Annotated in this window: 15 protein-coding genes; 6 read left to right on the top strand and 9 right to left on the bottom strand. The window is 63.8% G+C overall.

The genetic code is table 11. The features are described from left to right. The 5 genes from AC1Q7F_RS25530 to AC1Q7F_RS25510 all read right to left on the bottom strand — a co-directional run bounded on the left by AC1Q7F_RS25530 (position 1) and on the right by AC1Q7F_RS25510 (position 5,717). Positions 1 to 1,458 carry a dihydrolipoamide acetyltransferase family protein gene (locus tag AC1Q7F_RS25530; protein WP_492511368.1) on the bottom strand — a complete coding sequence of 486 codons (1,458 nt, stop codon included), beginning with the start codon at positions 1,456 to 1,458 and terminating at the stop codon, positions 1 to 3. Then, on the bottom strand, positions 1,451 to 2,464 hold the full coding sequence (locus AC1Q7F_RS25525) for an alpha-ketoacid dehydrogenase subunit beta (RefSeq protein WP_492511367.1): 1,014 nt from the start codon (positions 2,462 to 2,464) through the stop codon (positions 1,451 to 1,453). The genes AC1Q7F_RS25530 and AC1Q7F_RS25525 overlap by 8 nt, the downstream gene beginning before the upstream one ends. 14 nt (positions 2,465 to 2,478) lie before the next feature. Continuing rightward, positions 2,479 to 3,447, bottom strand: coding sequence for a thiamine pyrophosphate-dependent dehydrogenase E1 component subunit alpha (locus AC1Q7F_RS25520; RefSeq protein WP_492511366.1), 969 nt, complete (start codon positions 3,445 to 3,447; stop codon positions 2,479 to 2,481). Between the two features lie 199 nt (positions 3,448 to 3,646). After that, on the bottom strand, positions 3,647 to 4,939 hold the full coding sequence (locus AC1Q7F_RS25515) for an aromatic ring-hydroxylating oxygenase subunit alpha (protein ID WP_492511365.1): 1,293 nt from the start codon (positions 4,937 to 4,939) through the stop codon (positions 3,647 to 3,649). Positions 4,940 to 4,955: 16 nt separating this feature from the next. Then, positions 4,956 to 5,717 (bottom strand): SDR family NAD(P)-dependent oxidoreductase, encoded by a 762-nt coding sequence (locus tag AC1Q7F_RS25510; RefSeq protein ID WP_492511364.1) that lies wholly within the window; start codon positions 5,715 to 5,717, stop codon positions 4,956 to 4,958. Between the two features lie 282 nt (positions 5,718 to 5,999). On the opposite strand from AC1Q7F_RS25510, the gene AC1Q7F_RS25505 reads away from it, so the two are divergent. Then, positions 6,000 to 7,163 carry an acyl-CoA dehydrogenase family protein gene (locus AC1Q7F_RS25505; protein ID WP_492511363.1) on the top strand — a complete coding sequence of 388 codons (1,164 nt, stop codon included), beginning with the start codon at positions 6,000 to 6,002 and terminating at the stop codon, positions 7,161 to 7,163. 5 nt (positions 7,164 to 7,168) lie between these two features. After that, positions 7,169 to 7,483: a Rieske (2Fe-2S) protein gene (locus tag AC1Q7F_RS25500; protein WP_492511362.1), complete on the top strand. Its 315-nt coding sequence runs from the start codon at positions 7,169 to 7,171 to the stop codon at positions 7,481 to 7,483. A 99-nt stretch (positions 7,484 to 7,582) separates the two neighbouring features. On the opposite strand, the gene AC1Q7F_RS25495 is transcribed toward AC1Q7F_RS25500, so the two are convergent. Next, positions 7,583 to 7,900, bottom strand: coding sequence for a 2Fe-2S iron-sulfur cluster-binding protein (locus tag AC1Q7F_RS25495; RefSeq protein ID WP_492511361.1), 318 nt, complete (start codon positions 7,898 to 7,900; stop codon positions 7,583 to 7,585). Positions 7,901 to 8,019: 119 nt separating this feature from the next. Here AC1Q7F_RS25495 and AC1Q7F_RS25490 point away from each other — a divergent pair, with 119 nt between their 5' ends. Genes AC1Q7F_RS25490 through AC1Q7F_RS25480 form a run of 3 tightly spaced genes read left to right on the top strand, consistent with a single transcriptional unit; the run spans position 8,020 to position 9,815 of the window. Then, positions 8,020 to 8,526, top strand: coding sequence for a MaoC/PaaZ C-terminal domain-containing protein (locus AC1Q7F_RS25490; protein ID WP_492511360.1), 507 nt, complete (start codon positions 8,020 to 8,022; stop codon positions 8,524 to 8,526). Beyond that, positions 8,523 to 9,062 carry a VOC family protein gene (locus tag AC1Q7F_RS25485; protein WP_492511359.1) on the top strand — a complete coding sequence of 180 codons (540 nt, stop codon included), beginning with the start codon at positions 8,523 to 8,525 and terminating at the stop codon, positions 9,060 to 9,062. Before AC1Q7F_RS25490 ends, AC1Q7F_RS25485 begins: the two co-directional genes overlap by 4 nt. A gap of 3 nt (positions 9,063 to 9,065) precedes the next feature. Next, positions 9,066 to 9,815: a ThuA domain-containing protein gene (locus AC1Q7F_RS25480; RefSeq protein WP_492511358.1), complete on the top strand. Its 750-nt coding sequence runs from the start codon at positions 9,066 to 9,068 to the stop codon at positions 9,813 to 9,815. Here the strand turns inward: AC1Q7F_RS25480 and AC1Q7F_RS25475 are convergent. Both AC1Q7F_RS25475 and AC1Q7F_RS25470 read right to left on the bottom strand, forming a co-directional pair. Beyond that, on the bottom strand, positions 9,812 to 10,585 hold the full coding sequence (locus AC1Q7F_RS25475) for an enoyl-CoA hydratase/isomerase family protein (protein WP_492511357.1): 774 nt from the start codon (positions 10,583 to 10,585) through the stop codon (positions 9,812 to 9,814). The genes AC1Q7F_RS25480 and AC1Q7F_RS25475 overlap by 4 nt on opposite strands. A 13-nt stretch (positions 10,586 to 10,598) precedes the next feature. Beyond that, a complete protein-coding gene (locus AC1Q7F_RS25470; RefSeq protein ID WP_492511356.1) occupies positions 10,599 to 11,363 on the bottom strand; it encodes an SDR family NAD(P)-dependent oxidoreductase in 765 nt (254 codons plus the stop codon). A 124-nt stretch (positions 11,364 to 11,487) separates the two neighbouring features. Between AC1Q7F_RS25470 and AC1Q7F_RS25465 the strand changes: the two genes are divergently transcribed. Then, the gene (locus tag AC1Q7F_RS25465; protein ID WP_492511355.1) at positions 11,488 to 11,901 is read left to right on the top strand and encodes a PaaI family thioesterase; all 414 of its coding nucleotides are present in this window, start codon (positions 11,488 to 11,490) and stop codon (positions 11,899 to 11,901) included. A 40-nt stretch (positions 11,902 to 11,941) separates the two neighbouring features. Here the strand turns inward: AC1Q7F_RS25465 and AC1Q7F_RS25460 are convergent, their stop codons facing one another. Next, positions 11,942 to 13,003, bottom strand: a complete 1,062-nt coding sequence (locus tag AC1Q7F_RS25460) for a hypothetical protein (protein WP_492511354.1) — start codon at positions 13,001 to 13,003, stop codon at positions 11,942 to 11,944. Positions 13,004 to 13,034: the final 31 nt, after the last annotated feature.

The raw sequence follows: 13,034 nt of genomic DNA, 5'->3' as shown, positions 1-13,034 counted from the left end.
CTACAACACCAACCCGATCGGATCCTCCAGCCTTTTCCCCAATGCGGCCAGGAACCGCGCGCCCAGGGCCCCGTCCACGGCGCGGTGGTCGCAGGAAAGGGTGAGGGACATCACCGAGGCGAAGGTGATGCCGCCATCGGGCCGCTCCCGCGCTTCCCGCCGTGTGGTGCCCACAGCCAGGATGGCGCCCTGGGGCGGGTTGATGATGGCCTGGAACTGGCGGATGCCGAACATGCCCAGGTTGGAGAGGGTGAAGGTACCGCCGCTGATCTCCTCCCTGGTCAGCGTGCGCTTGCGGGCGCGGTCGGCCAGATCGGCCGTGCGGGCGGAAATGGTCCAGGGGTCGAGCCTGTCTGCGCCCTTCACCACCGGCGTCAGCAACCCGCCCTCGATAGCGACCGCCACGCAAATGTCGGCGGCGTGGAACCGGCGGATACCATCCTCGGCCCAATGCACATTGACATCGGGCACGTCCATCAGCGCGCCCGCCGCCGCCTTCACCAGCAGGTCGTTGACCGACAATTTGCGGGGGCTATTGGCCCTGGCGTTCAGCTGTTCGCGCAAGGCCAGCAGCGCATCGACGGTCACGTCGGCCGTCAGATAGAAATGCGGTACCGTCTGCTTGGCATGGGCCAGGGCCGTGGCGATGGAACGGCGCATGCCGGTGACGGGCAGCAGGTCATACTCCGCCGACGGGGCCGGGGGGGATACGCGGTCGGCGGCATCGCGCACATCCTGCTTGGTGGCGTGGCCCTTCGGCCCCGTGGGCGTGACGCTGGCCAGATCCACGCCCAGGTCACCCGCCAGCTTGCGCGCGGCGGGACCGGCGGCCCGTGGGGGGGCGGGGGACGGGAGCAGGCCGCGTGCCGTGGCGGCCGCCTGCACATCGGCCAGCGAGACGCGGCCGCGCGCGCCGGTGCCCTGGATGCCGTGCAGCGACATGCCCAGCCGGCGCGCGATCTTCAGCGCGATGGGGCTGGCATGGGCCGTCTTCTCCTCGCCTTCCCGGCACACGGTCACGGGCGCTGCGCTCTCGGCGGGGTTGATCGGAGCAGGAGGTGGGGTCGGGCTTGGGGCCCCTGGGTCCCGGCCTGCGCCGGGAAGGCGAGGAGAGGGGGTGGCGGGGGCGTTATCACCCCCCTCCTTCGGTTCGAACGACACATCAATGGCCCGGTAGCCCTTCACGAAGGCGTCAATCGCACTGTCGGGCACCGACGCATCGGCCAGCACGGCGATCAGCGCGCCCACGGGCAGCACGTCGCCCGGTTTGGCCAATTGCCGGCGCAGCGTGCCGGCGACCTCCAGGTCCAGCGTATTGACGATCTTTTCCGTTTCGATATCGACCAGCTCCGCGCCCTTCTCGGCGTGTGTGCCGACCGCCAGATGCCAGGCGGAAACGGTGCCTTCCGACATTTCGATGCCCCATTTGGGCAGGGTGATCGGGTGGATCTCAGCCATCTTTCAGCACCTTGCGAATGGCCGCCTCGATCTGGGTGGGGCCGGGGACATAGGCGCGTTCCAGTTCGCGGGCGAACGGAACGGGCGTGTGGGGGGCGGTGACGATCTGGATCGGCGCCTTCAGGTCGCGGAACCCCTTCTGCGCCACGATGGCGGCAATGTCGGACGCCACCGAACAGCGCGGCGGGCTTTCATCCACCACCACCAGCCTTCCGGTGTTCGACACGCTTTCCAGGATCGTCTCCTCGTCCAGCGGGCTGGTGGTGCGCGGGTCGATCAGGTCGCAGGTAATGCCATCGGCATTCAGCTTTTCCAGCGCCTTTTCCGCGAACGGCACCATGCGGCCGAGCGCCACGATGGTGGCGTGGTCACCCTCGCGCACCAAAGCCGCTTCCCCGAACGGGATCATGTAATCTCCGTCCGGCACCTCGCCCTTGCGGCTGTACAAAGCCTTATGTTCGAAGAACATCACCGGGTCATCGTCGCGGATCGCGGTCAGCAGCAGGCCCTTGGCATCGTATGGCGTGGACGGCACCACCACCTTCAGGCCGGGCACCGCCGTCATGAAGGGGTAGATGGTCTGCGAATGCTGGGCCGCACAGTTCATGCCGGCACCGAACGACATGCGGATGACCAGCGGCGTGCGCGCCTTGCCCCCGAACATGTAGCGGAACTTGGCGGCCTGATTGAAAATCTGGTCCATGGCCACGCCGACAAAATCGGCAAACATCAGTTCGGCCACGGGCCGCAGGCCCGCCAGCGCCGCCCCATTGGCGGCCCCGATGATGCAGCTTTCCGAAATGGGCGTGTCGATGACGCGGCCGTCCCCGAACTTGTGGATCAGGCCTTTGGTCACGCCGAAAATGCCGCCGGCGGCGTCGCGCTGACCCGATGTGCCGCCGGCCCCGCCGGACACATCCTCGCCCAGGACGATGACGCGGGGATCGCGGGCCATTTCAAGATGCAGGGCCTCGTTCAGGGCCTCGCGCAGGGTGATGACGGGCATCGAACCTCTCCCGCTCAATAGCTGATATAGACGTCGGTCAACACATCCGCCGGCACCGGCGGGGCGGCGGCCTTCGCGGCGATGGTGGCGGCATCGATCTCGCCCAAAACCTCGGCATCGATGGCATCCAGCGTGGCCGCGTCGATCAGGCCGGCGTCGGTCACCCGCGCCCGGAAGCCTTTCAGGCAATCGCTCTCCTCCCGGAACTTCTCCACCTCGCCCTTGGCGCGGTAATTCTGGGGGTCGCCCTCGAAATGCCCGAAATAGCGGGTGCAGGTGGCATAGACCGCCGCCGGCCCACCGCCCGTCCGCGCGATCTCCAGCGCCTGGCGCATCGCCTCGTACACAGAGAAGAAGTCGAAACCATCGGCGCGGAAGACGGGGATGCCGAACCCTTCCACCCGGCGGCCCAGATCCTGGCCAGCCAGCGCGTAAGCCGCCCCCGTATGTTCGGAATAGCCATTATTCTCGAACACGAAAATCTTCGGCACCTTCAGGACGGCGGCCATGTTCAGCGCTTCCAGAACCGTGCCCTGGTTCGACCCGCCGTCCCCGGTGAAGCTGACGGCGACATGGCCCTCACCGGCCAGCTTGGCGGCGATGGCGGCCCCCACCGCGATGGGCGGGCCGCCGCCGACAATGGCATTGGCGCCCAGCATGCCCTTGTCCAGATCGGCAATATGCATGGACCCGCCCTTGCCCTTGCATAATCCGTCGGCGCGTCCATAAATCTCCTTCATCATGCCGCCGACATCGCAGCCCTTGGCGATGCAATGGCCATGGCCGCGATGGGTGGACGCGATCCAGTCCTGGTCGCTCAGATGCTCGCACACGCCCACCGCCACGGCTTCCTGACCGGCATAGAGGTGCGTGAAGCCCGCGATCTCCCCGGTGCGGTTCTCGATATGAAGCCGCTCCTCGAACTCACGGATGGTGCGCATGCGCCGATAGGCCTGAAGCAGGGCGTCGCGGTTGAGCTGCATGGGTTGGTTCCTTGGGTGGGCATTCAATGGCGCTGGCGGGGTGCAACGATGGTGCCGCCTCACTTCCCGTCATCCCGGCGGAAGCCGGGACCCAGGCGTAGAGGGGCGTCCGCCGCGATAAGAGTCATATCGGCGTTGACCGCGCCTCACGCTGGGCTCCGGCTTTCGCCGGGGTGACGGTGGAGAGAGCCGGAAGGGGTTACGGCTCCTCCCCCCCATAAACATAATCATCAATGACCTTGTGAAAGTGCCGGATGCGCAGTTCCTGGTCGCCCAGCCACAATCCGGGGAAGCCTTCCGACTGCATGCCCAGCTGCACGCCGGGCAGGTTATACGCATCCTGATCCAGCACCTGGCCCAGCGACTTTTCCCCATGGCGGTAGAAGCGGTGTTCGGGCCGTTCCGGCTTCTCCTCCCCTTGCTTCAGCAGGCGGAAATTCTGCAAATCATAATACATCTTGTTGGGGTCGGTCGGGTGCGGCCGCTGGCGGAACAGCATCAGGTCGTCGGCATGCACGTTCAGCGTGATGTTGGGGAAGATCAGGTAATGATAATCATCGGTCAGCTGATCATCATTCAGGTCGGTATAGTCGTGGCCCAGTGAGGCCCCGTTCTCCCGCTTCCATTTCTGCACGGCCAGCCGCACCTCCCGCGTCTTGCCGTCGAAATCGGCCGGGTCCATGCCCGCCTGTTTCATGATCAGGCGGATCAGCGGCGGGATGTCCGACGTTTCCTTCACGCGCGGGCTGGTGGTGGCGAACGGCACCAGATAGCGGCTGTGCCGGTCATAGCAATCGATCTGGATATCCAGATCATCCAGGTAATAAAGAAGCTGCGGATGGATGCCCTGCACATGATAGCTTTCGTTGAACGCATCAACGGACGCCTTCCAGTTGCAGTCCCATTCGATGGTCCAGTCCCGCGTCATCGCCATGCGGTCGAAATGATACGGGTCCAGATGCTCCGGGATGACGCCCAGGAAGTCAGCTAACGGCTCGGCATCCTTGTTCAGGTTGTACCAGACGAAACTGCCCCAGGTGTCGCACGGTACCTCCGGCAAACCCTGGCATGGCGTGCCCTGGGGAAAGGTCTCCTTGTCCGGGATGCGGACAAAGTCACCATCCAGGCCATATTCCCAATGATGATAGGCGCATTTGAATGTCCGCAACTTGCCGATCCCCGGCGGGACCAGCCGGTTACCGCGATGCTGACAGACATTATAGAAGGCGCGGATCGACAGATCGGCCTGGCGGACGATCAGGATCGCTTCCCGCCCGATCTCCGTACAGACGTAATTGCCCGGCTCCGGAATGTCATCCTCGCGGCAGCCCATCAGCCAGCTGCGTTTCCACATCCGCTCCCATTCCAGTTTCATGAAATCGGGCGACGTGTAGCGCTCCTTGGCGATGATGGCGTGGCCCAGGTTCGGATCGGGGGCCTTGTCGACAGGGGTGCGGGTGAAATCACCCGGCTTGACCCGTTTGATCGGCATGACGCGCACTCCCGGATCAGAAATGGACGCCCTTCGTATATCCACCATCGACGATCAGATGGGTGCCGTTCACCCAGCCGGCCGCCGGGCTGGCCAGGAAGGCAACGGCCTTGGCCACCTCTTCCGCCGTGCCCATGCGGCCGAACGGATGGGCGGCGATGGTGGCACTGTAGAAATCGGGCTGGGAGGTCTTGATCATGTCCCAGGCGCCGCCTTCGACGAAGATCGGGCCCGGCGACAGGGCGTTGAAACGGATGCGCCGCTTGCCATGGAACTGGCCCAGCTGCTTGGCATAAGTGATCAGGCTGGCCTTCAGCGCATTATACGCCATGGGGGCCGCGAATGTTTCGATGGCGTTGGTCGACACGATGAACACCACCGACCCCTCGCCGGATTTCTTCAGGAACGGCACGGCGGTTTCGACCGCGCGCACCGCGCCCATCACATCCACCTCGAAATTGCGCTGCCAGTTCTTTTCGCTGTCCATGCCGGCCCCGCCGGACACGTTGGGGACCAGGATGTCGATGCCGCCCAGCTGCTCACCGGCCCGCGCGATCCAGGCCTTATAGGCCTCCCCGTCGCGGACATTCACCGCCTCGCCCACGGCATGGATGCCTTTGGCGCCCAGGGCGGCCACCGTCTCCTCCACCTCGTCGCCGGAACGGGCGCAGAGCGCGATGTCGCAGCCCTCATCCGCCAGCACCTCCACGATCTTGCGGCCAATGCCCTTGGTGGCGCCGGTGACGATGGCCTTTTTGCCCCTCAGACCCAGATCCATCTTCCCAATCCTCCCCTGCACAAGCGGGCTTGTACGCCTCTTTGCCCATGGTCCGCCGGAATGGCGGAGGGCGCAAGCCTTCACGCGTGCTGATTTCATGTTCCCTGTCCGCTTTATATCAGGTTTGCCGTTTTTATGTATACAAAAAACTATCTCTGCGTATAGATATGAGGAGGAGTCAGCGCGCTTCAGGCGCCGCAGGCCCGTGCGAATTCAGCGTGCCGCCGCTTTCCGATCAGCAAGAACAAGGCGGACAGGCAGGATGGGGAGGGACAGAGGTCCATGGATTTCCAAATGACAGAGGCGCAGCGGGAGCTGCGGGACGCCGCGCGTCGCTTCGCGCAGGAACAGTTGCGTCCGCTGGCCAAGCATCTGGACCAGACCGGCGAACCTTGTCCCAAGGAATGGATCCGCCGATATGCCGACCAGGGGTTTCTGGGTATAAATATACCGGTCGAGTATGGTGGCATGGGCCTGGGCAATCTGGAGGCGCTGGTGGTGCTGGAGGAACTGGCCAAGATCAGTTCCGCCGTGGCCTTCCCGGTGTTCGAAAGCTGCGTCGGCCCGGTGCGGGCCATCGAGCATTTCGGGTCCAGGGAGCTGCGCGACCGGATCGTCCCCGCCGTCTGTCGCGGCGACATGATCGTGGCCATCGCCATGTCGGAACCCGAGGCCGGGTCGGCCCTGACCGACCTGACCAGCCGGGTGACGCAGCGCGACGGCAAACTGTACCTGAACGGCACCAAGCGCTGGTGTTCGGGCGGCGGCCATGCCGATGGCTATGTCGTCTATGTCCGCATGTCCGATGATGCCGGGGCCAAGGGCATCGGCGCCGTCTTTGTCGAAAAGGGCATGACGGGCCTGAGTTTCGGCGCCAATGAACAGTTGATGGGCTTTCGCGGCATCCCCAGCTCCGACATCTATTTCGACGATGTCGAAATCCCGCGCGAGAATGTGATCGTCGGGGCCGGTGGCTTCAAGAAGATGATGGAGGCGTTCGACCTGGAACGCTGCGGCAATGCCACCATGTCGCTGGCCCAGGCGTCGGGCGCCCTGGAGGAGGTCACCGACTATGTCCAGGAACGCAAGCAGTTCGGGCGCGCCATCGTGGAATTCCAGGCCGTGCAGATCAAGCTGGCCGAAATGAAGATGAAGGTGGAGGCCGCCCGCCTGCTGATCCACCGCGCGGCGAGCAATGCCCAGGATGGCATGCCCTCACTGATCGAAAGCGCCGTAGCCAAATGTTTTGCCAACGAAATAAGCCGTGAGGTGACGGGGGCGGCGGTGCAGCTGATGGGCGGGTACGGCTATAGCCACGAATATGGCATGGAGCGCCGGCTGCGCGACAGCTGGGGCTGGGGCATTGCCGGTGGGGCCGTGGACATCCAGAAGATCAACATCGCCGCCGCCATGGTCGGCCGCCGGTTCGACCAGCGGCGGTCGTGAAGCCCATGGCGACGGCCCATGATGTCTGCGCCCTGTCCGATCTGGACGACGGCGGGCGGCGGCTGGTGCAGGCGGGCGGGGAGGATATCCTGCTCTGCCTTGTCGGCGGCCAGGTCCGGGCCGTGCGCAACATGTGCACCCATGCCGCCAGCGCGCTGGAGGAGGGCAGGTTGCGGGGCAGCGTGCTGGCCTGCCCCCTGCATGGTGCGCGCTTCGACCTGAACGAGGGCGGGCGCTGCCTGGGATCGGCGGGGTACCGGCCGCTGACCATGTTCGAGACGCGGGTCGAGGGGGGGCGGGTCTGGGTGGTGGTGCCGTAGGTCGGGTCGAGGCGCATGCCGGGCCCCGACACCTCACCGGCACCGTCGCAGGTCGGGGCTCGCTTCGCTCGACCCGACCTGCGGGTGTCGGCCTTCCCCTCAATCCTCCGGCGCCAAGGTCACCCGCAGCCCGTCCAGCCGGTCCGTCACCCGGATCTGGCAGGACAGCCGCGAAACGCCGTGGCGGAAATGCGCGCTGTCCTGCACCAGTTCGCGCTCATCCGGGGCCTGTGGCTCCAACGTCGCCAGCCAATCCCCATCCACATAGACATGGCAGGTGGCGCATGAACAGCAGCCGCCGCAGATGGCCGCCACATCCAGGGCATTGTCCCTCAGGTTCTCCATCAGCGACAGGCCGGCCTCCGCCCCGATGGTGTGGTCCTGTCCGTTGCGGTCGGTGGCGATGATGGTGGGCATGGTTCCTCCCCGGATCAAATTCATTCTTATTGCTTAAAATATACAATTTACATCGACAGGAATACAAAATTTTGCCCATACTGATACAAGAAACCATAACATCGGGGAGGGGATGCGGCATGGCATGGCGCTTCTGGGAGGATATCGTGGTGGGGGAGCGGACGCAAAGCCGGGCGCTGACCGTGACGGCGGCGGCGATGACGGAATTCGCCGACAAGTACGATCCGCAATATTTCCACACCGACCCCGACCTTGCGGCCCAATCCCCCTTCGGCGCGCTGATCGCCAGCGGGCTTTATAATTGCGCGCTGTGGCGGCTGCTGGATCATGAGGAGAATGGCGACATCGCCTGGGTCTGCGGCATCGCCTGGGACGATGTGCGCTGGGCCGCGCCGTTGCGGGCCGGCGATATCGTGCGGGCGTCCTCGCATGTCCTGTCCAAGCGCCCCTCGTCCAAGCGGGACGATGCCGGGATCGTCACCATCCATCATGAACTGGTCAACCAGGAGGGTGCGGTGGTGATCCGGTTCGACAGCACGTCCTTCGTGCGGACCCGTGCCACGGGCAGCCCGGCACCGCCGCCCGCACCCTCGTCCTCGCGGACCTTTCCGGAGGGCGGGGCATGAGCCGGCTGTTCGGACCGATCATGCAGAACGGCTTCGTCGTCCGCGACCTGGAGGCGGCGATGCGCCACTGGGTGGGCCTTGGCGTGGGGCCGTTCTTCGTGCTGCCGAAGGTCGATTTCGCCGAAGTCACCTATCGCGGCCGCCCGACGCAGGTGGAGATGGCGGTGGCCATGGCCTATAGCGGCGCCTTGCAGATCGAACTGATACAGCAACTGAATGACGCGCCCAGCATCTATCGGGAATTCCTGGATCAGGGGCGCTGTGGGCTGCACCATGTCGGCGTGGCCAGCACCGATTATGCGGCCGACCTGGCGCGGGTGACGGCCCACGGCCTGGGCGTGGCCATGGGCGGCAGCACGGCCGCCGGCACCGGCTTCGCCTATTTCGACAGCGCCGGCGACTTCCAGGGCAGCATGGTGGAGCTGTTCGAGGCGACGCCCGGCCTGATGACATTCTTCGCCAGGGTGGAGGCGGCCAGCCATGGCTGGGACGGGTCGGACCCGATCCGCCGGCTGGTGGCCAGGAACCTGGGGTGACCCATGTCGAACGTGATCGATGTCTGCCTGATCGCCGGTGGCAGGTACCATGATATCGACTTCGCCCGGCTGGAGCTGCTGAAGCTCTTGGCCGAGCATGAGCGGGTGCGGGTCAGGGTGCTGAACGATTTTGGCGATGCGGCCAGCATCCGCCGGGCCGACCTGCTGATCACCTATACCTGCGACATCGTTCCGGATGCGGACGGATTGGTGGCGCTGCGGGAATTCCTGGGGCGGGGGCGGCGCTGGTTCGCGCTGCACGGCACCAACTCCATCCTGAACTTCCTGTCCGACGGCAAGGTGGATTGCCCCGACTGCGCGCCCGATTTCATGGAGATGCTGGGCAGCCAGTTCCAGGCCCATCCGCCCATCGGCCGGTTCAAGGTGAGGGTGGCGGACAAGACGCACGAACTGACCCGCGACCTGCGCGATTTCGTGGTGGAGGATGAGCAGTATCTCTGCGATGTCCACCCCGGCAACCACGCCCTGCTGACCACGCGCTTTGCCGGACGCACCCCGGAATTCGTGCGCGATGACTGGCCCGAGGCCGAGCATATGGTGATGTATACCCGTGCCAGCCACGGGGGCGAGGTGCTGTACCTGACGCTGGGCCATTGCCGCGGCCGGTATGACCTGCGGCCGCTGGCCAATTTCTATCCGTTCGTCGAACGCGGCACTTGGCAGCACCCGGTCTATTACCAGCTGCTGCGGCGGGGGATCCGGTGGGGGCTGGCGCCCCCCGGGAATGCTTAACGCCCCTCGAACCGCGCCGTGCCCTTCGCGAAGAAGGCGGCTCGCGCCGCGCCATGGTCGGCCGTGCCCATCAGCAGGGCCTGGCCCCCCTCCTCCGCCCGCAGCACATCGCCCAGACCCTGCGGCCAGGCGGCCAGCACCGATTTCACCGCGGCCACCGTGCCCGGTGATGCCACCGCCAACTGGGCCGCCCGCGCCAGGGCCGTGGCCAGCACCGCGCCCTCGGGCGCCAGCAGGTCGGCCACACGCTCCGCCACCGCCGCCTTCCCATCTAGCACCTCGCACAGCATCAGCAGCTCACGCGCCCGCCCCATGGAAACTCGCTGCGGCAGGGACCAGAGCAGGCCCAGATCGGGCATCAGCCCCACCTTGCCGAAGGCGGCACAGAAGCGGCTGCCCGGCCCCACCACCACAAAGTCGCAGGCCAGGGCGATGGAGAAACCGGCGCCGAACGCCGCCCCCTCCACCGCCGCCACCACCGGCTGCGGCAGGGCGATGAGCCGGCGCACGATGCCCTGGCAGGACCGCATCATGGCGGTGACGCCCAGCGGATCATCCCCGTCCATCGACCCCAGGTCGCCCCCGGCACAGAATGCCCCGCCGCTGCCGGTCAGCACGACGGCCCGCACGCTGCGATCGGCGGCCACTTGATCAAGCACCGCCGTCAGCGCCGTCACCAGTTCCGGCACCAGGGCATTGCGCTTGGAAGGCAGGTTCAGGCGGACGATGGCCACCGGCCCGTCGCGCTCCACGATCACTGCATCGGGCATGAGATCTCCTCCTTCATTTCGGCGGCATGCGCAGCGCGCCGTCCAGGCGGATGGTTTCCCCGTTCAGCATGGCATTTTCCACGATATGCCGGGCCAGCGCCGCATACTCGTCCGGCCGGCCCAGGCGCGACGGGAACGGCACCTGCCGGCCCAGACTGTCCTGCGCCTCCGGCGGCAGGCCCAGCATCATCGGCGTCAGGAAGATGCCCGGCGCGATGGTGACGACACGGATGCCACTGCGCGCCAGTTCGCGGGCAGTGGGCAGGGTCATCGCATGCACCCCGCCTTTGGACGCGGCATAGGCCGCCTGCCCGATCTGCCCGTCGAAGGCGGCGACCGAGGCGGTGTTGATGATCACCCCGCGCTCACCATCCGCCGTCACCGGCGCCAGCCCCGCCATCGCGGATGCCGCCAGGCGCAGCAGGTTGAAGCTGCCGATCAGGTTCACCTGAATGACGCGGGCGAACAGGTCCAGATCATGCGGCCCGTCGCGGCCCAGCACCTTGGCCGGCGGCGCGATGCCCGCACAATTGACGGCGATGCGCGCCGGGCCGTGCGCGGCCGCCGCTGTTTCCAGCGCTGCCGACAGGCTGGCGGCAGACGTCACGTCGGCCTGGACGGCCAACCCGCCGATACGGTCCGCCACGGCGGCGGCCGCATCGGGATTGATGTCTAGCAACGCCACCCTGGCCCCCGCCGCCGCGAAGACCTGCGCCGTCGCGGCCCCCAGGCCCGACCCGCCGCCACTGATCACCACGGCGCGACCCTGCATGTCCATCTTGTCCTCCCCTGGTTCATCGCGGGCCTTGCCGGGCTTTCCGATACAACGGATACGATTTATTTATATGGATGACAACATTCATGTATATTATGAGCCATGCAGGCGAACACGGGGGCGTGGAATGGTGACGCACGCGGAACTGCTGGCCCAGGGATGGCTAGCGGAGGAATGGGCGGATTTTGCCGGGCTTGTCGGCCCCTTCTGGCAGCGGCAGGAGGGGGAGCATCGCGCCTATGGCCTGTTATGCGCGCACCAGCACCGCAATGACCGCGGCACCATCCATGGCGGCCTGATCGCCACCCTGGCCGACCATGCGATCGGCCTGATCGTCTGGGACAGCGTGGCCCGCCGCCCCTGCGCCACCATCCAGATGAACCTTCAGTTCATCGGCGCCTGCCGGGTCGGGGATTTCATCGAGGCGCGGGGAGAGATCCTGCGCTCGGGCCGCAGCGTCATCTATGCGCGCGGCCTGCTGAGCGTCGCGGGCAAACCGGTTGCGGGCGTGGATGGGGTGTGGAAGCTGCTGGAGGGGTGAGTCTAGTTGCTACTAAGTCGAAAAAGTAGATATACGGAAATCAATTTTCATCTGCATAGACGATCCGAGCCCATACTGCTGCAGTTGGGTTTCCCGGCCACGAACCATATGAAATGTCACGCACTATCAACTCGGCATTAGCAGGTATAATAACACCAGTTTCGTCATCTATAGTGACTATTCCCTTTGTAATGGGGGAAGTTAGATTTTTCTTGGTATTCATTGTTGCATAGTCAATGATAATTACTTTTGATGGAAACTTAATCCTTATGATATCTCCGATTTCGAACATATTTTGTTTAACTTTAAACGTGTTCTGAATCACTTCAGCTTTTGGTCCTTCAACGAAATTTCGACTCTTGATGTCGATATACCCCAAAAATATCCATCCAGTTTTGCTCGGTATTCTCGGAAAATTCGCATTGATCGCAGGCCTTTCAGGCACAACGCCTAAAAACCGCGACCATGGACTCGGCCACTCCACAGCAAACGCCGTTACCGTAAATCCAAGAAATATGATGAAAAAAAACAATACGGCCCAAAGAAGTACAATACCTGCCAATTGAGTAGATCGGCTTTCGGATACAACAAGCTTTGAAAATGCAAATAATAATACCATTCCAATGAAAATTAATGTTATAATAACAATTGTAGCTTTGGTTGGGCCGACGAAAAGATTTACCAGTGCCGCAGCAGCACCAATTCCTGCAACCCCAAGAGCAAACTTAACAGCAGGAACTGCCTTCTGAGCCTCCATTAGTATCTGGAATGGATTTGGGCTATCGCCGATGTTGGTGGCATCAAGTGAACTTTTATCGCTAGATAAGTTTTCAATCTTAAAGCGAATAATTATACTATTTGTCTGTCTAGTGTCCACAATAACTTCTTTATAATTTCCCGCATAGGAGGCAATTACTGATATAAATGGTTCATCTAGTTCATCTGGCATCTGAATACTTACTGGTTTATCCTTTACACCCTGTGTTTCCACAGGGCCAACAGCAATCTCATTTCCTCCTTTTTTTACTTTGAACATAACAGCCGTACCGGCTATAGCATTGTTGTGTTGGTCATAAACGTTGACCGCAAGATGCTTATCCATTAGCTTTCTTTCCATCAGCAACACAGCTTGA

It is taken from the genome of Niveispirillum sp. GW835-FHT14G11, assembly GCF_058793615.1.
The sequence above is the reverse complement of the archived record's forward strand: the minus strand, read 5'-3'. Positions and strand labels throughout refer to the sequence as shown.

Bases quoted from the DNA above. Each gene is read 5' to 3' on its own strand.
- AC1Q7F_RS25530 (WP_492511368.1), bottom strand. From the start codon at position 1,458: ATGGCTGAGATCCACCCGATCACCCTGCCCAAATGGGGCATCGAAATG.
- AC1Q7F_RS25525 (WP_492511367.1), bottom strand. From the start codon at position 2,464: ATGCCCGTCATCACCCTGCGCGAGGCCCTGAACGAGGCCCTGCATCTT.
- AC1Q7F_RS25520 (WP_492511366.1), bottom strand. From the start codon at position 3,447: ATGCAGCTCAACCGCGACGCCCTGCTTCAGGCCTATCGGCGCATGCGC.
- AC1Q7F_RS25515 (WP_492511365.1), bottom strand. From the start codon at position 4,939: ATGCCGATCAAACGGGTCAAGCCGGGTGATTTCACCCGCACCCCTGTC.
- AC1Q7F_RS25510 (WP_492511364.1), bottom strand. From the start codon at position 5,717: ATGGATCTGGGTCTGAGGGGCAAAAAGGCCATCGTCACCGGCGCCACC.
- AC1Q7F_RS25505 (WP_492511363.1), top strand. From the start codon at position 6,000: ATGGATTTCCAAATGACAGAGGCGCAGCGGGAGCTGCGGGACGCCGCG.
- AC1Q7F_RS25500 (WP_492511362.1), top strand. From the start codon at position 7,169: ATGGCGACGGCCCATGATGTCTGCGCCCTGTCCGATCTGGACGACGGC.
- AC1Q7F_RS25495 (WP_492511361.1), bottom strand. From the start codon at position 7,900: ATGCCCACCATCATCGCCACCGACCGCAACGGACAGGACCACACCATC.
- AC1Q7F_RS25490 (WP_492511360.1), top strand. From the start codon at position 8,020: ATGGCATGGCGCTTCTGGGAGGATATCGTGGTGGGGGAGCGGACGCAA.
- AC1Q7F_RS25485 (WP_492511359.1), top strand. From the start codon at position 8,523: ATGAGCCGGCTGTTCGGACCGATCATGCAGAACGGCTTCGTCGTCCGC.
- AC1Q7F_RS25480 (WP_492511358.1), top strand. From the start codon at position 9,066: ATGTCGAACGTGATCGATGTCTGCCTGATCGCCGGTGGCAGGTACCAT.
- AC1Q7F_RS25475 (WP_492511357.1), bottom strand. From the start codon at position 10,585: ATGCCCGATGCAGTGATCGTGGAGCGCGACGGGCCGGTGGCCATCGTC.
- AC1Q7F_RS25470 (WP_492511356.1), bottom strand. From the start codon at position 11,363: ATGGACATGCAGGGTCGCGCCGTGGTGATCAGTGGCGGCGGGTCGGGC.
- AC1Q7F_RS25465 (WP_492511355.1), top strand. From the start codon at position 11,488: ATGGTGACGCACGCGGAACTGCTGGCCCAGGGATGGCTAGCGGAGGAA.
- AC1Q7F_RS25460 (WP_492511354.1), bottom strand. From the start codon at position 13,003: ATGGATAAGCATCTTGCGGTCAACGTTTATGACCAACACAACAATGCT.